Raw genomic sequence first — 19,173 nt, 5'->3', positions numbered from 1 at the left:
CGCACGTGACCGACCAGACGCTCGACCAGGCGGACGGCACCGCTTCGCTTGACTCCGAGCTCGGTCCCACGGGGCGTCCGCATCGCGAGTTCCCCGAACCCGCAGCGCTCCGCTCGCACGGGCCGGCTCGCATCATCGCCCTCTGCAACCAGAAGGGCGGCGTCGGCAAGACGACGACGTCGATCAACCTCGGCGCCGCGCTCGCCGAGTACGGTCGCCGCGTGCTCGCGATCGATTTCGACCCGCAGGGCGCGTTGTCGGCGGGGCTCGGCGTGCAGAGCCACGACGTGACGACGATCTACGACCTGCTGCTCTCGCGGCAGCTCGACCCGATTGACGCGATCCAGAAGTCGAGCGTCGAGGGTCTCGACGTCATCCCCGCGAACATCGACCTGTCGGCGGCCGAGGTGCATCTCGTCAACGAGGTCGCGCGTGAGCAGATCCTCGCGGGTGTGCTGAAGCGCGTCGCCCCGCTCTACGACGTCATCCTGATCGACTGCCAGCCGTCGCTCGGCCTCTTGACCGTCAACGCGCTCACGGCCGCGCACGGCGTCGTCATCCCGCTCGAGTGCGAGTACTTCGCCCTCCGCGGCGTCGCGCTCCTCATCGAGACGATCGACAAGGTGCGCGACCGGCTGAACCCCGCGATCCAGCTCGACGGCATCCTCGCGACGATGTACGACGCGCGCACGCTGCACTCGCGTGAGGTGCTCGAGCGGGTCATCGGCGCGTTCGGCGACGACGTGCTCGAGACGGTCATCACGCGCACGGTCAAGTTCCCCGACGCGACGGTCGCCGCGGTGCCGATCACCGAGTTCGCCCCCGAGCACCAGGCGTCGAAGGCCTACCGCCAGCTCGCGAGGGAACTGGTCTTCCGTGGCGCGGTCGCCTGAGCGGAGCCCCGACGAGGAACGGGCGGCGTTCGGCCCGGTCGCGGTCGGCACGGCGACGGATGCCTCGGGCGGGGCGTTCCACGCATCCGACGCGCCGTCCGAGGCGGTCGGCGCGTCCGATGGTGCACCCGACGCGGGCTTCCGCGTCGCGCTGACCAACTTCGAGGGGCCGTTCGACCTCTTGCTCTCGCTCATCGCGAAGCACGAGCTCGACATCACCGAGGTGTCGCTCTCGAAGGTGACCGACGAGTTCATCTCGTACCTGAAGGGCCTCGACTCCGAGGAGGAGCTCGATCGCGCGAGCGAGTTCCTCGTCGTGGCGGCGACGCTGCTCGACCTGAAGGTTGCGGGGCTCCTGCCGCAGGGCGAACTCGTCGACGCCGAAGACGTCGCACTCCTCGAAGCGCGCGACCTGCTCTTCGCCCGCCTGCTCCAGTACCGCGCGTTCAAGCAGGCGTCGGCGTGGTTCGCCGAGCGCATCGACGTCGAGGCGGGGCGGCACGCGCGCACAGTCCGGCTCGAAGAGCGCTTCCGTCAACGCGACCCCGAGCTCAAGTGGACCCTCACGGCAGACGATTTCGCGGCGCTCGCGACCCTCGCCCTCACGCCGCGCGAGATCCCCGTCGTCGGCCTCGACCACCTGCACGCCCCGCTCGTGTCGATCCGCGAGCAGGCCGCGCACGTCGTCGCGCGGCTGCGCCGCGGCGAAGCGGTCACCTTCCGACAGCTCATCGCGGGCATCGACCGGCAAGGTGTGGTCGTCGCGCGCTTTCTCGCCGTGCTCGAGCTCTACCGCCACGCGGCGATCGGGTTCGAGCAGGTCGAGCCGCTCGGCGAGCTCACCCTCCGATGGACCGCCGATCACTGGTCCGATGCCAACCTCGACAGCCTGGGAGCCGACTATGACGAGTGAGCCCGAGACATCCGAAGGCGTCGCGGACGACCTCGCGGCCGAGGTCTCGGTCGCGACCCCGCTCGACGTGCCCGGTCATCCGCGCCTCGACCTCGACCGCGCGCTCGAAGCGATCCTCTTCGTGTCCGACGAGCCGGTCGGCGTCGTCGCGCTCGCGGCAGCCGTCGCGCGCCCGGTCGCCGAGGTGAAGTCGGCGATCGCGCGACTCGTGGCCGACTACGACGGCGTGGATGCCTCGGGGGAGCCCCGCACCGACGAGGTCGCCGCGGCATCGGCGGGAAGCATCCGCCGTGCCTTCGAACTCCGCGAAGTAGGCGGCGGCTGGCGCTTCTACACGCGGACCGACTACGACCGCCTCGTCGCGGACTTCGTGCTCACGCAGACCTCGACGAAGCTCTCGCAACCCGCCCTCGAGACGCTCTCGGTCGTCGCGTACAAGCAGCCGATCTCGCGCTCGCAGATCGCGTCGATCCGCGCCGTCAACGTCGACTCGGTCGTGCGCACGCTCGTCGGGCGCGGGCTCATCGCCGAGGTCGACACCGACGCCGAGACGGGCGCGATCCTGTACGGCACGACCGACCTGCTCCTCCAGAACCTCGGGCTCAACTCGCTCGACGAACTGCCCCACATCTCGCCGCTCCTCGACGACGGCCAGGAAGGATTCGACCATGACCGCGTCTGAAGAACGCACCGACGGCGTCCGCCTGCAGAAGGCCCTCGCCGCCGCGGGCGTCGCGAGCCGCCGCGTCTCCGAGCAGCTCATCGTCGAAGGCCGCGTCGAGGTGAACGGCAAGGTCGTCACCGAGTTGGGCTCGCGCATCGACCCCGAGCACGACCGCGTCGCGGTCGACGGCACGGCGATCCAGCTCGACGCCGAGAAGCGCTACTACATGCTCAACAAGCCGACGGGCGTAGTGTCGTCGATGCGCGACGAGCAGGGGCGCCCCGACCTCACACGGTTCACGAACGACCTCGAAGAGCGCGTGTTCAACGTCGGCCGCCTCGACGCCGAGACGAGCGGGCTGCTGCTCCTCACCAACGACGGCGAACTCGCGCACGTGCTCGCGCACCCGTCGTTCGGCGTCGAGAAGACGTACATCGCGAAGGTGCGCGGTCGGGTCGCGGCGCAGACGCTGCAGCAGTTGAAGAACGGCATCGAGCTCGAAGACGGCCCCATCGCCGTCGACCGCGCGCGCATCCTGCAGGCGCAGGGCGACTCGCGGCACACGATCGTCGAGGTGACGCTCCACTCGGGGCGCAACCGCATCGTGCGCCGCATGTTCGACGCCGTCGACCACCCCGTCGTCGACCTCGTGCGCCGTCAGTTCGGGCCCTTGCACCTCGGCACCCTCCGATCGGGCGCGGTCCGCGAACTCACTACAATCGAACGCGGCCAGCTCCTCACGATCGCCCGTGCTGCGGACGCCGGTCAGAAGGGAAAGCGCTAGGTGGTCGTCTCACGCCTCACCGGCTCGGTACGCGTCGTCGGCGCAGGCCTCCTCGGCACGAGCGTCGCGCTCGGGCTGCGCGCACGCGGCGTCGACGTGATCCTCGCGGATGCCTCGCCCACCCATGTCGCGATCGCGATCGACCTCGGCGCCGGTCGCGCCCCGCTCGACTCCGACGAGCCCGTGCTCGTCGTCGTCTGCGTGCCGCCCGATGTCACCGCGCGCGTCGTCGCGGCCGAGCTCGCGGCGTTCCCCGACGCCGTCGTGACGGATGTCGCGAGCGTCAAGAGCGGCATCCTCGATGAACTCGTCACCGTGGGCGCCGATGTCAGCCGGTACGTCGGCTCCCATCCGCTCGCGGGTCGTGAGCGCGGCGGACCGCTCGCCGCGCGCGCCGACCTCTTCGTCGGGCGCCCGTGGGTCGTCGCCGTGCACGACGGCATCGGCTACCAGCGGGGGAGCGTCGTCGACGACCTCATCCTCGACCTGGGGGCGACGCTCGTCGAACTGACCGCCGAGGAACACGACCGCGGGGTCGCGCTCATCTCGCACGTTCCGCAGGTCGTGTCGAGCGTCATGGCGCGCCGGTTCCTCGACGCGCCCAACGCGGCGCTCGGGCTCGCCGGCCAAGGCGTCCGCGACGTCACGCGCATCGCCGGGAGCGACCCCGACCTGTGGGTGCAGATCCTCGGGGCGAACGCGGCGCCCGTGAGAGACATCCTGCTCGCCTACCGCGACGACCTCGACCGTTTCATCGACGCACTCGCCGATCCGACCGCGCCGGGCGCGCGCAAGCGCGTCGCCGAGGAGCTCGCGGGCGGCAACCTCGGCGTCGAGCGGCTGCCTGGCAAGCACGGCACCGACAAGCGGTTCACGACCGTCATCGTCATGGTCGACGACCGGCCTGGGCAGCTCGCACGCCTCCTCGCCGAGATCGGCGAGATCGGCGTCAACCTCGAAGACCTCCGCCTCGAGCACTCGCCCGGCCGTCAGGTCGGCCTCGCCGAGGTGCAAGTGCTGCCCGAGGCGGCCGACCGACTGACCACCGAGCTGGCCGAACGCGGCTGGCGGATCGCAGGATGACCCGCTCATGACCCACCCCCTCGAGATCCCTTTCGTCGTCGCGATCGACGGCCCCGCGGGCAGCGGCAAGTCGAGCGTGTCGAAGGCGGCCGCGGCGCGTCTCGGCTACGGGTTCCTCGACACGGGCGCCGCCTATCGCGCGTTCGCGTGGCACGCGGTCGCCTCGGGGATCGAGCTCGACGACGAGGCTTCCGTCGTCTCCCTGCTCGACGGCTTCGAGTACCGCATCGGCACCGACCCCGCCGGCTACGCCGTGCACGTCGGCGACGTCGACGTGACCGACGCGATCCGCGAGCCGTCGATCTCGGCGGTCGTCAGCAAGGTCGCACGCGTGCCCGAGGTGCGAACCCGTCTCATCGAGTTCTTCCGCGCGAGCATGGCCGACGAGCCGCGCCCCGGCATCATCGTCGAGGGGCGTGACATCACGACGGTCGTCGCGCCTGACGCGCCCGCGCGGATCCTGCTCACGGCGTCCGAAGAGGTCCGGATGTCGCGTCGCGCCGCCGAACTCACGGGCGAGGACGCCGCCGAGACAGGTGCCCGGCTGCAGGCGCGCGACCGCGCCGATTCGAAGGTCGTCGACTTCATGACCGCAGCCGACGGCGTCGTCACGGTCGACTCCACCGACCTCGATTTCGGTGAGACCGTCGACGCCGTGATCGCGGTCATCACGGACTCTCAGCCGGTCACTGATTGAATAGAGGCGGGGTGATTCGCATCGCGCCGATCGCGCACGCGATCAGGTGCCGTGAGCCTCGCGCCCCGAAGACTTGAGGAGAACCCCATGACCGACCGCGACGAAGAGTTCGAAGCGCACGACGACGACCTCGCCGAACGTCTCGCCGATGTCGACGAGGACCTCGCCGAGCAGCGCGCCGCAGCCCTCCGCGGTGGCCTCGACGACTACGAGCTCGACGACGAAGACCTCGAACTCCTCGACCACGCCGAAGAGGGCGAAGACGGCGTCACCTACCTCCCGGCGCTCCCCGTCATCGCGATCGTCGGCCGTCCGAACGTCGGCAAGTCGGCGCTCGTGAACCGCATCCTCGGCCGCCGCGAAGCGGTCGTCGAAGACACCCCGGGCGTCACCCGCGACCGCGTCTCATACAAGGGCGAGTGGCTCGACCGCCGCTTCACGCTCGTCGACACGGGCGGGTGGGAGCCCGACGCGAAGGGCATCGATGCATCCGTCGCGGCCCAGGCCGAGGTCGCGATCGACCTCTCCGACGTCGTGCTGTTCGTCGTCGACGCGACCGTCGGCGCGACCTCGACCGACGAGCACGTCGTGCGCATGCTCCGCCAGGCGAAGAAGCCCGTCTTCCTCGTCGCCAACAAGGTCGACGACGCCAGGCAGGAGCCCGAGGCCGCAGCGCTCTGGAATCTCGGCCTCGGCGAGCCGTACCCCGTCTCGGCCCTGCACGGCCGGGGCGTCGCAGACCTCCTCGACGAGGTGTTCAAGGTGCTGCCCGAGGTGTCGGCCGTTGCCAAGCAGGAGATCGGCGGCCCCCGTCGGGTCGCGATCCTCGGGCGCCCGAACGTCGGCAAGAGCTCTCTCCTGAACAAGGCCGCGGGTGAAGAGCGCGTCGTCGTCAACGAGCTCGCGGGCACCACGCGCGACCCCGTCGACGAGCAGATCGAGCTCGGCGGCAAGGTGTGGCGCTTCGTCGACACCGCTGGCATCCGTCGGCGCGTGCACCTGCAGCAGGGGGCCGACTTCTACGCGACGCTTCGTACCCAGGCTGCGCTCGAGAAGGCCGAGGTCGCCGTCGTGCTCATCGACGTGACCCAGGTGATCTCCGAGCAAGACGTCCGCATCATCGACCTCGTGCTCGAGTCGGGCCGGGCGCTCGTCATCGCCTACAACAAGTGGGACGAGCTCGACGACGACCGCCGCCGCTACCTCGAACGCGAGATCGAGCAAGACCTCCACCATGTCTCGTGGGCGCCGCGCGTCAACATCTCCGCGAAGACGGGGCGTCACCTCGAGAAGCTCGTGCCCGCACTCGAGACCGCCCTCGAGTCGTGGGACACCCGCATCCCCACGGGCAAGTTCAACGCGTTCCTCACCGAGCTCACGCAGGAGCACCCGCACCCCGTGCGCGGCGGCAAGCAGCCCCGCATCCTGTTCGGCACGCAGGCCGCGAGCCGCCCGCCGACATTCGTGCTCTTCACGACCGGGTTCCTGGACCCGGGCTACCGCCGGTTCATCCAGCGGCGCCTGCGCGAGATCTACGGGTTCGAGGGCTCGCCCATCGTGCTCAACATGCGCGTGCGCGAGCGGCGGCAGCGCACGAAGTAGGGCGCGCTATCCGGCCGATTCGGCGCGCGGGTCGGCGGCGACGAGGTCTTCCGCGCGGACGCGCGGCATTGCGAGGCCCGCGAGGAGCATGAGCGCGGTGGTGACGGCGACGCCGACGAACACGGCCGTGCCGGCGGCTTCGACGACCGACGGCACCTGCTCGCCGTTCGGTGTGGCCGTGAAGATCGCGTTGGCGATCGCGCCGAACACGGCGACGCCGACGGCACTGCCGGCAGAACGCGCAAACGCGTTCGTCCCGGTGACGACGCCGCGCTCGCTCCATCCGACCGACGACTGCGCGGCGATGAGGCTCGGGGCGGCGACCCAGCCGAGGCCGAAGCCGATGACGAACGCCGTCGCGCCGATCGTCCACGGGTTCGGGTAGGGGGAGATGAGGGCGAGCGCGATCGTGCCCGCGAGGGCGATCGTCGCCCCGATGAGCACGGTGGTGCGGAATCCGAGGGCGAGGTACATCCGGCCTGCAAGCGTCGCCGCGAGCGGCCAGCCGAGCGTGAGCGCTGCGACCGCCGCTCCCGACACGAGCGGGACGACGCGGATCGAGCCTTCGAGATAGGTCGGGATGTAGGACGTGATGCCGATGAGGATCGCGCCGACGCCGATCGACACGAGCGTCGTCGACGAGATGAGCCGGCGCGAGAAGATCGAGAGGTCGAGCACGGGCTCGGCGGCGCGTCGTTCGGCGAACGCGAACGCGACGAGCGCCGCGGCGCCGACCGCGAAGATCGCGATCGTCTGCCACGACCCCCACGCCCAGGCGTGCCCGCCTTCGAGGAGCCCGAGGATGACGAGGGTGAGGCCCGCGGTGAGGAGCGCCGACCCGAGCCAGTCGAGCTTGTGGGGCTTCCGCTCGACCTGTTCATGGAATGAGCGGAGGATCATGAACGCCGCGATGAGACACAGCGGGATGTTGACGAAGAAGATCCACCGCCACGACGTGAACTGGCTGAAGACGCCGCCGAGCGCCGGGCCGACGACGGAGGCGATCGCCCACACGCTCGCGATGTACCCCTGCACCTTGGCGCGCTCGGCGACCGTGTAGATGTCGCCCACGATCGTCATCGACATGGGCGCGACGGCGCCCGCGCCGAGGCCCTGGATCGCGCGGAAGGCGATGAGGGCGGGCATGCTCCAGGCTGCGCCGCACAAGATCGAGCCGAGGAGGAACAGCCCGATGCCGACGAGGATGATGGGCTTGCGGCCCACCGTGTCGGCGAGCTTCGAGTAGATCGGTACGGACACGGCCTGCGCGAGCAGGTACACCGAGAACAGCCACGGGAACTGCTCGAACGAGCCCAGCTCTTTGACGACGCTCGGCACCGCGGTCGCGAGGATCGTCGCGTCGATCGCGATGAGCCCCGTCGAGAGCATGAGGGCGAGGAGCACGGGTCCGCGTTCGGAGCGGAAGCCGACGGCGTTCGAGGCGGGAAGGGTCACCATAGTGCCAAGTCGCCGCCGGCGCGCGGCATTCCCGCCCGGGCATATTCGATCGGAGGAGCCGTTCGCGTCCCTCGCGCCGCGGTAGCCTCGACGGCGTGGACATCACGGTGCGCGTCAAGCCCGGCAGTCGCAAGGGCGCGTCGGTCGAACCCCTCGAGGACGACCCCGCGGCATCCTGGGTCGTCACCGTGCGCGAGCGCGCCGTCGACGGCGCCGCGAACGCGGGCGTCGAACGCGCGGTCGCCGAGCACTTCGGAGTGCCCCGGTCGGCCGTCGAGATCGTGCGCGGCCATACGGCGCGCATCAAGCGCGTGCGCATCGACGGGATCTGACGAGCGGATGTCTCGGGTCGGCGCCGCACGCATCAGCCGAACTCGATCTGCATGACGGCGCGAGTCGGCGACGTGCGTGCGACCTCGGTGAACCCGGCCGCCTCGAACATCGAGATCGCGCCGTGGAAGAGGTCGGCGGCGCGCTTCGTGCCGGTCGTCGCGTCGACCGCGTACGCCTCGAGCGCCCGCGCGCCGCCCTCGCGCGCGTACTCGACCGCCGCACGCGCGAGTGCCGAGCCGACTCCCTTGCGGCGGTGCGCCCTGGGGACCACGAAGCACGTCACCGCCCAGATCGCGGCATCATCGAGGTCGGGATGTCTCGTGCCCGTCGTGACGATGCGGCTGCCGCGGAGGCGGGGGAGGCCCGGGCGAGGTTCGACCGCGCACCAGCCGACGGGCGTGTCGCCGAGGTAGGCGAGGAGACCGGGGCCCTGCTCGCGGCCGCTCTGCGCGGCGCGCCCGCCCTCGGCGAGCTGGGAGGCGAGCCGATCACGGAGCGAGTCGACGCCGACCGATCGCCAGTCGGAGCCAGGGATCTTGTACCACTGGCACCAGCAGCCGGCCGCGTCGCCGCGCGTGCCGAAGACGGCCGCGACGTCGGCGAACGGCACGTCGGCCGCGGAGACCACGCGGAGGACGGGGGAGCCGGTTTCGATGCCCGCGGACGTCATCTCTCGAGGGTAACGAGGGCGGGTGACATCCGCTCGACGATGAGCTTCTTTCGAGTCCCCATGGATGCATCCGGAACTTCGCGTGCGAAGGGTGGGTGTGTACGAAGGCGCCTCTAGAAGCCGCTATGATGGTCAAGTTGCCTCCGAGCGATCGGGAGCATCGGGCTGTGGCGCAGCTTGGTAGCGCACTTGACTGGGGGTCAAGGGGTCGCAGGTTCAAATCCTGTCAGCCCGACCATATTGAGAATGTTCCAACCTTTGGACAAATGGACGGTCTCAGAGGTCGAAAGAGAGCCCCTCGCAGAAATGCGGGGGGCTTTCTTCTTTGCCGGGGTGTGCTCTTCGGCAGCGAGGTGGCGCTGCGCGTCCCAGTGGTGGAGGGCGTCGTTCACTTCGGCGCGTTCGCTCGAGATGGTGATCTTGTCGTCATCCACCTGCACGACGAGGTGCGTGAACAGCGCGCCCAGCAGGTCCTTTCGGACGTGGTCAGGTACGCGGTTGAACAGATCGATCGGATTGGCGAGCAGGTCGACGTGGCTGAGCACGAGCTCGGCACCGTAGTGCAGACGCTCTTCAGTGTGCGCGAGCTTTTCCTGGATGGCTCCCTTCTTCAGCGACACTTGTTCGAGTCGTTCGCGCAGCTTGCTCGTGGCGAGCGATCCGTCTGCGGCGAGTTCTATGAGGCGGTCTTCCTGCGCCTCAAGCTTCACGAACTCGGCGCGCAGGGTCTTCTTCACCTCGCGGTCTGATGCCTGGAACTCCGCAACGGTCTTGTCGACCTCGGCACGGATCGCGTCGAGAGACTCGGGGCTGAAACGTTCGGCGGCGACCGCGCGAGCTACGGCAGCCTCGAGGTCGTCCATCCGGATCGAGCCGAGGCGGCAGCCTTCGCGCTGTTTGCCGGAGCAGACCCAGTACTCGTAGGTTCCACCGTGGCCGGTGCTCTGAGAGTAGACGAGGCGGCGCTGCCTGCCTTGACGGGCGCACTCGCCGCAGGTCAGCATCCCCTTCATGTAGTGGAAGTGGATGAGGTCGCGATCGCCTTTCCTGTTTCGTCGGCTCAGGATCTCCTGGCAGGCGATGAACGTTTCCTTGCTGATGATTGGCTCGTGCCGACCCGGGTAGATGTCGCCCTTGAAGCGGATGATCCCCGTGTAGTACGGATCGCGAAGGAGCTTCGCGAGTGCGCTCGGCGACAGCGGCTTGGCAGGGCGCTTCTGTGAAGGGCGAGTCACGAGTCCCTGATCCTCGAGCATCGAGGCGAGCTGCCAGACCGAGTACTGATTCGTCGCGTACTGCTCGAAGGCCCAGGCGATGAGCGGAGCGCGTACGGGGTCGACGTCGATCGTGTTCACAAGCCGGCCGTCGAAGTCCTTGCGGACATTGAGGTAGCCGAGCTTGGCCCGGCCGACGCTGCCTCCGCGCTCAACCTTGTGGGCGAGCTTGGCGCGGATGTCCTCCCCGGACATGCGCACCTGCACCTCGTTCATGATGTCGGTGATGGCTTCCATGGCGTCACCCATGTAGCCGTCGCCGAACTCTTCCTTCGCCGAGACGAGCCGGACCCCCTTCTCCTCAAGCCGTCGCTTCGTGATGGTGGCGTCGGCAAAGGAACGGAACGCGCGCGAGCGCATGTAGATCACGACGTAGCGCACGTTCGGGTTCTCGTCGATGAACTGGAGCAGCTTCTTGAACTCGGGGCGCTTGTCGATCGTCTGGGCGGATTGGCCGGGCTCGACGAACTCGCGCACGATGCGCGCTTTGAGCTGGCGAGTCTTCTTCAGACCCCACTCGCGCTGGGTGGCGATGCTATTGCCGTCCTCGTCGAGGTCGGCGGCAGTGTTCAGCTGGCGCGTCGTAGAGACACGGAGGTAGAGCACGGCATCGCCTCCGGTGTGTATAGGGTCGACGGGCACATCGTTCGTCTTGGCGAAGAGGTGCTCGAGGCCGACGGTCGACGTCAATCGCGACCCCGTCGTCGGCGCGGGCGGGTAGCTGAGGCTCATAGGCGGTTCTCCTTCGGTTAGGTCCTCCGGATTAACGCTCTGTTTGGCCTCAAAGTCCAGCCCTTTTGCGGCGCTCCGGCCCTCTTCACGGGTTTCCCCCGGGGGTGCGGCGCTGTTGTAGAAATCACTGCGGTTGTCGTCGCTAGTCATGACGGCTTCCTTCTCTCTTTGATGCGTGGTTTACGTGCCGACGGTTACCCCTCGTGCCCTTCAGTGCCCGCGTGTGGGCCGTGAGGGGCGCGCTCGCCGCGTGGCCCGGCTGCCTCGGAAGCGCCGCCGCCGTCGGCCTCGTGTGGGCGCACGTGGGATCCTTCCGGCACGGCGCGCTGCTGCAGAGTGGCGGCAATCACCGAAAGCTCGGTGGCTTCCACCAGTGCCAGCAGTGCGCGGGTGAGCTTGCGGCGATCGGGTGTCGGCCGGCGGGTGGGCTCAACGCGGACATCTCGACGGAGTCGAGGGCGTCCGCGTCCGCGTTTCGGCGGAACGTGCCGCGCCTGGTGTGGGGGGCTACTTGACGAAGACATGGAGCACCTCCTTTCCTTCGACGACGTCGTAGATGTCGCGGAGTCGCACCATCAGCGGTTCGTAGTTCCAGTCGAGGGCTTCGGGTTCGACGCCGTTGTCGATGCACCAGTCCGCGAGGCTGTTCTCCCAGTCCTCGAGCGGGCTGAGGGCGCGGAGCACTGCCTCCTCGTTTCGGTACGTTCCGGTGAACGCCTCGTGGAAGCTCTCCATGATGTCGTCGGTCCCAGCGCTGACATCGGGCAGCGATAGGAACGCCTGGAGCGCTTCGTCCTGGTCGAGTTGCAGCGTGGTGAGCAGTTCGACGAGCTCGTCCTCGTGGCCGCTGTGCCAGCTCGCGGGGACGTTCACGATGAAGCGTCCCTCGCCGATTCGCACGCTGGTGCGCACCAGCAATTGATCGAGCTCGGGCGGCTGGTGCTCGTTCATGAAGCGCCGGCCGGTGCCGGTGTTCTCACGCTGAACGAGGTAGGTGCCGAGCCAGTCGATCATCTCCTTGGTGATCGGATCGGCCTGCTCGTCGCCGTAGAGGTCGAGGTACTCGTCGCGCAGGCTCAGGTAGTGGCCTTCGCCGGTGCGTCCGAAGCCTGCGAGGGCGCTTTCTCGCCCGTAGGCTCGGCCGAGCACGTGGGCGATGCAGCGAGCGGTGGGTTCGTCGATCTCGTCGTGCTCTGCGTTGGCGCGCGCGAGGCCGTCGGCGATGCGGTCAAGGAATCGATCGCGGGCGACGATAAGGCGACGCCAGTCCGGGCTCTCCCGTTCAGGGGCGGGACGGACCTCAGGAGTGTGCGGGGTGGGTTGGAGCTCGCTCATGATCGGTGTCCTCCGTTGATGATGTAGCGTCCGAGGGCGTCGACCCAGCCCTCTCGTTCGAGTGGGACCGTGGCCTGTCCGAGTTCGCGAAGGGCGGCTTCGGCGTCGAGTTCGCCTGTTGAGGCGAAGTGTTCGAGAGCGGTGCCGGGTCCGTCGTGCAGGGTGGCAGCGAGGAGCCGGGCGATGCCCTCATCGGCGACGTCGGTGTCGCCGTAGCTCCAGTCGTCGAGGATCTGGAGCGCGGTGTCGGCCTGGTCGAGCGAGGCCGGGAGTGTGGAGTCAAAGTTGAATGGAATCTGTTGTCGTGAGGTGGTCATGATGAAACCTCCTTTCTTGAAGTTGGTGATGGGGCGAGGAAGACCGTGAGCGCAGTGAGCGCTTCGGCTTCCTCGCAGATGGTGAAGAGGTCCGCCGGAAGGTCGGGTTCTCTTCGGATGGCGGTACGGAGCTTGCGTGCCCGCTCGGCGTCTGGGGTTACCCAGAGCACGGCCGGGAAGACGCCGCTGCTCGCTTGTGCGAGGCCGGTCTGTCGGTACTGCTGGTAGGTGCGGCACTTCTTGATCACGGCGGGCAGGTGCTCGGTGCCGCGGTCGATCTCTACGAAGACGTGAGCTTCGACGTCAGCGTTCGCGACAACGGTGAACAGGTCTGGCTTGAGCGTCACGACGCCCACTGGCCCGTGGAAGGGTCGCCAGCAAGACGGTTCGGTGTCGAGTTCGAGCACGTCGATCTCGCCACGCAACTCCGATTCCTTTGTCGCGCCTGCGAACTCCGCAACGGCGAGCGTGTGGGCGAGGAAGTCGCGGGAGGGAGTGACGTAGCGTCGCCTCCCTGATTCCCCTCGACGTGCTCGGAGGAGCCGTTCACCGGTGGCCGCCAGGTGCCACGTGGTGGCTGCGGAGCCACGTAAGGCGCCGCCGACGCGTCGGTCGATGCGGGCGATGAGGCCATGAGCTTCGAGCCGCAGCAGCACCCGGTTCGCGAGGCGGGTTGCCGTCGGGACGGTGGCATGGAGTCCGTGGAGTCCGGCTGGAAAGTGCAGGCGCTGGATGAGGCGGGTCGACAGCGCGCGGAATCGTTCGAGGTCTTCGAGGATGTGGCCGTCGCGTTCGGTGAGTAAGCTCTCCAGCTCTCGCACTCTGGTAGGTGTCCAAGTGTCGGTCACGAGACACCTCCTGGCGGGGTCTGTGGGAGCGGCCGTGCACCGCTCGAATGAGCGGGAGTTCCATCCCAAGAGGCTGGGATGAGGCCGGTAACAGGCCGATAGGAGCGCCACGACGCTGCTTCGACTGGCGCACCGACTCGCGCGTTTCCCTCCCTCTCGCAGAGGGCGTGAACTGTCCTCACGAGCGCCTCCGCTTCACTGGTGAGGAGGAGTCGAACGAGGGCGCAACAGACACCGGCTCAGGCTGGACAGCTGGGGTCAGCGGCGGCGTAGTTGCCGCCGAGGACTGGCGCTTCCTAAGCGCAGCGCGGAGGTCTCGGCCGTGCCCCGTTCGTGCAGGTGGCACCAAGGTTCGGGCGGACATCCAGCCGCTTGACCCCTTGGTTGTCAGAAGGTCGGCGTAGACCTCGTACTGTGGAAGCTCCTGGATATCTGCGGCGGCGAGTGCCGGGCTCGAGCTGGCGATGCGTTTGGCCTCTTTCGCACTGGTTGCATAGACGACCTTGCTCTTCGTGTTGATCTCGATGGCATCGGCGAGCTCGCTGCCCATTTGGTAGAAGCCCTGCCCAAAGAGTGCCCAGCCGACGCCGTAGGAGCGGGATATCTCGAGCGCCGACTCCAACGGCACAGGGAGGCGCAGGAACTTCCTGACCTCATCGACGTAGACGAAGCCGGGGCGCTTCTTCGGGTTCGTCTCGGTGGCACGCTCCCCGGCGGCCATGAACACTTCGGCACAGATGAGCCCGCCGATGAGCTGTGCGGTCTCGGTCCCGGCCAAGGCTTCGTTGACGCTGACAAGGACGATGCGATCGCCCTTCCAAATGTCACGGAGATGGAATGGCGGGTCTGCCTGGCCCAGGATGGCCGCCGCGCCGCGGCGCATGAGATACCTGCGCAGCTTGTTCATCGGAGCCGCGATCTCGTTCTCCTGTTGGGCAGGCTTGAGTGCCTCGTAGCGCGCCCAGAATCGGGCGATCTCCGCTTCACCCGCGACGGCAGGCGTGACGGTGCGTCGGAACGCCTGATCGGTGAGCAGCTTCGGGATATCGAGGAGCGTGTGCGGGGCTGCTCGGCGCTGTCCGTCGATCGCCAGGGTGAGCACGGACGCGTAGAGGATGTCCTCCGTGCGCGGGCCCCAGCCTTGGGCGAAGACGGACTTGAAGACGGCGAGGACGCTGTCGGCGACGGCGTAGGCGTCACGGCCGCGAGCGTCGAGCGGGTTGAAGCCGGCCGTGCCCTCGGGATCCGACGGGTCATAGAGGACGACGCGTTCGCCTTCCTCCGTCGTGAGCAGGTCGAGGACGTATTCGACGCCCTGCCCTTTCGGATCGATGAAGCAGGCGGGGTGGCCCGTTCGAACGTCCGACAGCAGCCATGGCACCAGCACAGCCTCGGTCTTGCCTGCGCCGGTTGGGCCCAGCACGGACACGTGGCTGAGACGCGCCTCGGCAGTGATGCCGATCGGTCGCTCGGGTCCGGCCGCGGTCCCGAGGGCGAAGACACTCTCCTTCGCGGAAACGTCCTTCGGCACCGGCAGACGTTTCGGATGGAGGGGGTCGACGCCCGGGAGGTTGGATTCTCCGAGCGGCCAGCCCAAGAGCGGCGCGAGTTCAGACGCCGTCAGCTGAAGACGCGCGTGCTTGGAGGATCCGAGATGCAGCTCACGGGGCGACTCGGGAACCAGCCGCAACTGCACCCCTATCGCCTCCAGCCCCTGCAAGCTGCCGAACAGGCCGTGCGTCAGGGCCTCGCGGCGCTTTGGGTCGGGGCCGTCGACGCCGATGCGAAGCGCGACGTGGAGCCGAGGTTCGGCGGCGTGGTCCTGGAGCTTGCGGCGCGTCTCGGGCGCAGCCTTCTTGACGCCGTGCCAGAGCCGTGACCCGATCGGCTGGAGCGGGTCAGGTGCATCGGGACGGACGAATTGCGGCGCCGACGCGCGGCCGAGAACGACCTGTAGCACGAGCTTCTCGCCTGCCCTCCGGACACTCAGCGCGCCATAGATGGCGGCGGTGAGCGGCTCCGGATCCGGCGCGCCGATGGGCATGCCGTTCTGACGTGCCTCGACGCGCCGTGCGGCCGCCAGTGGCGCGCGGGTGGTGGTGGCGAACACCACGTCAGGGGAGAGGCTCCGCAGCAGGTGCCGCAGCTTATGCACGCTGGTCGGTGTGCACCCCAGGATGTAGTGGATGCCGTCGTCCACCGCCCGTACCTCGAGTGAGAGTGGTCGGGGTGCGTCGGAGCCGGTCAGGCGGCGAATCAGGTTCGTGACCGTCTCGGCCATGATCGGGCGGGGCAGATAGAGCCGGGTGAAGACGAAGGGCTCAGGCATGGCCTGCCTCCTCGCCAGTCGGCAGCCGCGCCGGACTGTCGGGAGCCCGCTGGGGGCTCAGCCGGGCTGCGTGGTCGGCGCGGGCGTCGGCTTCGCGTTGTGCCGTGCCGAGGGCGGCGTTGGTAATGATGCGCGCAAACGTCTCAGGGGTGCGTTCGCGGCGGGCGGTCGCGACGTAGACCTGCCGGAATCGGCGAGTGTACGGGCGACGCTTGGGGGTGTGATGGGTCATGATTCACCTCCTTTCGGGTTCGGATTGATAAGGGCTTGCCCGACTGCTTCGGAGGCCTCCGGAGCGCAGAGCGGACGACGGACTATGAACGAGCGGGTCCGTTCTGTCAATCCCCGTTGTGCATTCCACAACGCTTTGCCAGAGGTGAATGTGCTCATGCTCACCACCGCCGGTCGCGACGCCAGTGGACGAACCAGATGGTCGCCCAGACGAGCCCGCCGAGGGCGGCTGCCAGCAGCAGCCACCCCCAGAACTGGGCCAGCAGCTGGATCGCCAGCCAGAGTACGAAGACTCCGGCAAGCCCCAGCAGACACGCGCGGAAGAACTTCTGCATGATCGTCTCAGGCTTCTCGTCGTCGTGCTTGTTGTTGTCGCTGCCGAACACGGCTCACCCCTCGCCTTCTCCGTCGCCGGATTCGGGAACGACGTCGTCCTGACGGCCGAAGTCGCTCGGGACGGGGTAGCCCCACGGGGCGAGCGTGACGTCGCTCTCGATCTCGTTGCCCCACACCGACCAGTTCGGGGCCGGCGGGCGGCGTCGGGCGAAGAGCTCGAGCTTCTTGGTGTCGCGCCCGGAGACACGGTCGATGATCGAGTACATCTCGTCGGGTTTCACCGAGTGCTCCTGAAGCGGGGCGAACACCCACGTCGGCTGGCTCTTGAACTGCACGGGTGCCTTGCCGCGGGTGCCGAACAGGACGTGCTCGGTGGCGTTGCGCAGGTAGTTGCCGAGCGTGAAGCGCGGCTTGACCCACGTCAGCGGGGAGCGAGGCGTGAAGCCCCACGCCTCCATGACGTCGTAGCCGACGCGGAGCGTCGCGTTCGTGACCCACAGGTAGAGGTGGGCGTTGTCTTCGGCCAGGGCCTGCACCGCGTCGCCCATGCCCTTGATCTGATCGAGGGTCATGAGGTCGTAGTGCTCGCTCGCGCCGAGCTTCCCAACCTGCTGGACGTTCCACGGCGGGTCCGCCGCGATGACGCCGTAGCGCTGCGGCCGGGCGGCCGTCTTCTGACCGTGTGCCGGGGGAGCGGCTGCGGTCTTCGTAGTGGTGGTCATGGTGAACCTCCCTTCTCGCCCGTGGTTACGGCGGGCGGACGGATGAGTAAGAACGAGTCGGGTTGCGTTGTCAATGCGCCGATCGCGGCGCGACGGAGGTGCGGACTTCCAGCGCAGGGACTGCGACTGGTGCAGGCAGGACGGCTGGTTGCTCACGGCCGCCTCCCCGTACTGGTTCCGCGGTGCAGCACCGAGTACCGGTGGCCTCGCCGCGTAGTGGTCAGCGACCGGTGGATGGCGGCGGCGAAGCTGCCGGGCGGATCGCTGGCGCGAAGCGGTGTGACCGTGACGTTGGCGGCGCCGTCGAGATCGCGGGGTGCACCGCCGCTGAGCACCACGGCATGCACTGCGCCGGGGAAGGCTTCCAGCGCCGTCAACGCCACCCGTGGGTCCGGGTCGGTGAGCTGGAAGTCCGAGAAGACCGTCAGGCGGACGTCGTGCTCTGGGTGCTCAGAGGCGACGATCTCGGCGGCCTCCAGGCTCGGGAGCAGGTCGCTGGTCCCGAGCCCGCCGCGCGGGATGGCGAGCGACGGGCGCAGCAAATCCTCGAGACGCCGGTGGTTCAGCGCCGTGACTTCGCTGGCTCCGACGGGGTGGTCGAAGTGCAGTACCGCGACCTTGGCCCGTGACGTGTGTGTCCACTCCGCGACAAGGCGGATGGCGTTCCACGCTTCGGCGAAGCGGTTCCCGACAGGGTCGGTGCCGTGTGGTGCCGTGACCGAGCCGGAGTCGTCAAAGAGCAGCAGATCGAGACTCGGAGTCTTGGACTCGAACCCGGGCCAGCCCAGCTCGACGTACGGCTCGCGGATCGTTCGCTCCGGTCGGAGCGGGAGGATGCCGCCGGGCAGAACTCCCGATGGCTGGAGGTGCGGAGTCACTTGGCACCACCGCCTCGGCGCGTTGTCTGTCCGATGGCGGTCGGCTCGCTGGCGTACCCGTGCCCGACGATCTGCGGGTTGCGGCGCAGGATCCCGAAGCGCAGTGCCCGCAGGTGCAGGCGTGCTGCTTCCCCGCGGGCTTGGTTCTCGCGGGTGATGGAGTCTGCCTCGACGAGCGCCTGCTCGCGGCGCTGCCAGCTGGGAGCGTTGGCGAGCTGCTGCGCACGGGCGAGTTCGACCCGGTAGTCCTTGTCGGTGGCGTCGAGCAGGTCGGCGATGTCGTCGGCGTACATGTAGGACTCGATCCAGCTGGCTGCCGCGATGGCTGCGGCGATGCCGCCGAAGACCAGCCCGACGAGCGGGTCTTCGATGCTCGACCGGAGTGCGAAGATCGCCGCCGCGATGACGCCGGCCACGCCGACGGACACCCAGGCGAGTGCTCGGACGAAGGGCCAGCCGGGGTCGGGTGCCTCGAAGAGGTGCGCGTACCCGCGCTGTCCTTCGGTGAGTGCTTCCGAGGGACGGGTTCGGCGTGCGCGGTTGCGTGCGTCGCGCACCTCCGCCCCCGACAATCCGGCCGTGACCGTGGCGACGGCGGCGCTGACCGCCATGACCGTCGCGAGGACGGGTTCCTCGCCGAGCCAGATGAACGACCCCGCCAGCGTCGTGACGTCCCCGACGAGCAATCCCGCCTTGGTGAGCAGGTGCCACTTGTAGGCGCCGGGTGCGCGGCGACGGAACGCGGAGAGTGCGTCACGGACCTGGAGGCTGCGTGCTTCGGCGGCGTGCAGAAGCGGTGCATGGCCGTCGAGGAGGCGCTGTGCCGCGGAGGCGGCGGGAGTGAGTCCCGCCGCCTCCTTGGCTGTCTCGCGGGCCGCTTCCAGCCCGGAGGCGTCAAACAGCGGCGGCTGCTCGTCTTCGAACGCCTGGCGCTCGAGCTCCAGGTAGGTCTCGCCGATCCCGCTCGGACGGGCCATGGCGTGGGCCTCGTCGACGGGTTGCAGCGCGATCTGCTCAGCGAGGGCTTCGGCTTCGAGCGCGGCCGTCGCCGGGTCGAGAGCGTGAGCCACGGTC

20 protein-coding genes and 1 tRNA gene are annotated in these 19,173 nt (G+C 68.6%); 9 read left to right on the top strand and 12 right to left on the bottom strand.

Features of this window, described 5'->3' with window-relative positions:
* Positions 1–5 precede the first annotated feature (5 nt).
* From ET445_RS14000 to der, 7 genes are all read left to right on the top strand, one after another.
* Complete coding sequence (locus ET445_RS14000) at positions 6–893, top strand: ParA family protein (protein ID WP_129191820.1); 888 nt, start codon at positions 6–8, stop codon at positions 891–893.
* Positions 894–1,044: 151 nt separating this feature from the next.
* Positions 1,045–1,806, top strand: coding sequence for a segregation and condensation protein A (locus ET445_RS13995; protein WP_243695415.1), 762 nt, complete (start codon positions 1,045–1,047; stop codon positions 1,804–1,806).
* Positions 1,796–2,488 (top strand): SMC-Scp complex subunit ScpB, encoded by a 693-nt coding sequence (gene scpB, locus ET445_RS13990; protein ID WP_129191818.1) that lies wholly within the window; start codon positions 1,796–1,798, stop codon positions 2,486–2,488. Before ET445_RS13995 ends, scpB begins: the two co-directional genes overlap by 11 nt.
* Positions 2,475–3,254: a pseudouridine synthase gene (locus ET445_RS13985; RefSeq protein WP_129191817.1), complete on the top strand. Its 780-nt coding sequence runs from the start codon at positions 2,475–2,477 to the stop codon at positions 3,252–3,254. The genes scpB and ET445_RS13985 overlap by 14 nt, the downstream gene beginning before the upstream one ends.
* Complete coding sequence (locus ET445_RS13980; protein WP_129191816.1) at positions 3,255–4,337, top strand: prephenate dehydrogenase; 1,083 nt, start codon at positions 3,255–3,257, stop codon at positions 4,335–4,337. It begins immediately after the preceding gene.
* A 7-nt stretch (positions 4,338–4,344) separates the two neighbouring features.
* On the top strand, positions 4,345–5,034 hold the full coding sequence (cmk, locus tag ET445_RS13975; protein WP_129191815.1) for a (d)CMP kinase: 690 nt from the start codon (positions 4,345–4,347) through the stop codon (positions 5,032–5,034).
* 87 nt (positions 5,035–5,121) lie between these two features.
* Positions 5,122–6,636, top strand: coding sequence for a ribosome biogenesis GTPase Der (der, locus tag ET445_RS13970; RefSeq protein ID WP_129191814.1), 1,515 nt, complete (start codon positions 5,122–5,124; stop codon positions 6,634–6,636).
* A gap of 6 nt (positions 6,637–6,642) precedes the next feature.
* Here der and ET445_RS13965 read toward each other — a convergent pair whose 3' ends face one another.
* Entirely contained in the window at positions 6,643–8,094 is a 1,452-nt protein-coding gene (locus tag ET445_RS13965; protein ID WP_129191813.1) for an MFS transporter, read from the bottom strand.
* Between the two features lie 95 nt (positions 8,095–8,189).
* On the opposite strand from ET445_RS13965, the gene ET445_RS13960 reads away from it, so the two are divergent.
* Entirely contained in the window at positions 8,190–8,426 is a 237-nt protein-coding gene (locus tag ET445_RS13960) for a DUF167 domain-containing protein (RefSeq protein WP_129191812.1), read from the top strand.
* A gap of 32 nt (positions 8,427–8,458) precedes the next feature.
* Here the strand turns inward: ET445_RS13960 and ET445_RS13955 are convergent, their stop codons facing one another.
* Entirely contained in the window at positions 8,459–9,097 is a 639-nt protein-coding gene (locus tag ET445_RS13955) for a GNAT family N-acetyltransferase (protein ID WP_129191811.1), read from the bottom strand.
* A gap of 161 nt (positions 9,098–9,258) precedes the next feature.
* Here ET445_RS13955 and ET445_RS13950 point away from each other — a divergent pair.
* Positions 9,259–9,335: transfer RNA gene (locus ET445_RS13950), tRNA-Pro, on the top strand.
* Here ET445_RS13950 and ET445_RS13945 read toward each other — a convergent pair.
* From ET445_RS13945 to ET445_RS13900, 10 genes are all read right to left on the bottom strand, one after another.
* Positions 9,298–11,253: a recombinase family protein gene (locus ET445_RS13945; protein ID WP_129191810.1), complete on the bottom strand. Its 1,956-nt coding sequence runs from the start codon at positions 11,251–11,253 to the stop codon at positions 9,298–9,300. The two genes, ET445_RS13950 and ET445_RS13945, sit on opposite strands and share 38 nt — an antisense overlap.
* Positions 11,254–11,610: 357 nt before the next feature.
* Positions 11,611–12,438 (bottom strand): hypothetical protein, encoded by an 828-nt coding sequence (locus ET445_RS17320; RefSeq protein ID WP_165314413.1) that lies wholly within the window; start codon positions 12,436–12,438, stop codon positions 11,611–11,613.
* Positions 12,435–12,755, bottom strand: coding sequence for a hypothetical protein (locus tag ET445_RS13935; protein WP_129191809.1), 321 nt, complete (start codon positions 12,753–12,755; stop codon positions 12,435–12,437). The genes ET445_RS17320 and ET445_RS13935 overlap by 4 nt, the downstream gene beginning before the upstream one ends.
* Complete coding sequence (locus ET445_RS13930; RefSeq protein WP_165314412.1) at positions 12,752–13,672, bottom strand: replication-relaxation family protein; 921 nt, start codon at positions 13,670–13,672, stop codon at positions 12,752–12,754. The genes ET445_RS13935 and ET445_RS13930 overlap by 4 nt, the downstream gene beginning before the upstream one ends.
* Before the next feature lie 109 nt (positions 13,673–13,781).
* Positions 13,782–15,932, bottom strand: a complete 2,151-nt coding sequence (locus ET445_RS13925; protein WP_129191807.1) for a type IV secretory system conjugative DNA transfer family protein — start codon at positions 15,930–15,932, stop codon at positions 13,782–13,784.
* Positions 15,925–16,164: a hypothetical protein gene (locus ET445_RS13920; protein ID WP_129191806.1), complete on the bottom strand. Its 240-nt coding sequence runs from the start codon at positions 16,162–16,164 to the stop codon at positions 15,925–15,927. Before ET445_RS13920 ends, ET445_RS13925 begins: the two co-directional genes overlap by 8 nt.
* Positions 16,165–16,324: 160 nt before the next feature.
* Positions 16,325–16,549, bottom strand: a complete 225-nt coding sequence (locus ET445_RS13915) for a hypothetical protein (protein WP_129191805.1) — start codon at positions 16,547–16,549, stop codon at positions 16,325–16,327.
* Positions 16,550–16,552: 3 nt separating this feature from the next.
* The gene (locus tag ET445_RS13910) at positions 16,553–17,221 is read right to left on the bottom strand and encodes an MT-A70 family methyltransferase (protein ID WP_129191804.1); all 669 of its coding nucleotides are present in this window, start codon (positions 17,219–17,221) and stop codon (positions 16,553–16,555) included.
* A 152-nt stretch (positions 17,222–17,373) separates the two neighbouring features.
* A complete protein-coding gene (locus tag ET445_RS13905; protein ID WP_129191803.1) occupies positions 17,374–18,099 on the bottom strand; it encodes a hypothetical protein in 726 nt (241 codons plus the stop codon).
* Positions 18,096–19,169 (bottom strand): hypothetical protein, encoded by a 1,074-nt coding sequence (locus ET445_RS13900; protein WP_129191802.1) that lies wholly within the window; start codon positions 19,167–19,169, stop codon positions 18,096–18,098. The genes ET445_RS13905 and ET445_RS13900 overlap by 4 nt, the downstream gene beginning before the upstream one ends.
* Positions 19,170–19,173: the final 4 nt, after the last annotated feature.

The organism is Agromyces protaetiae (genome assembly GCF_004135405.1).
Classification (GTDB): Bacteria; Actinomycetota; Actinomycetes; order Actinomycetales; family Microbacteriaceae; genus Agromyces; species Agromyces protaetiae.
The sequence above is the reverse complement of the archived record's forward strand: the minus strand, read 5'-3'. Positions and strand labels throughout refer to the sequence as shown.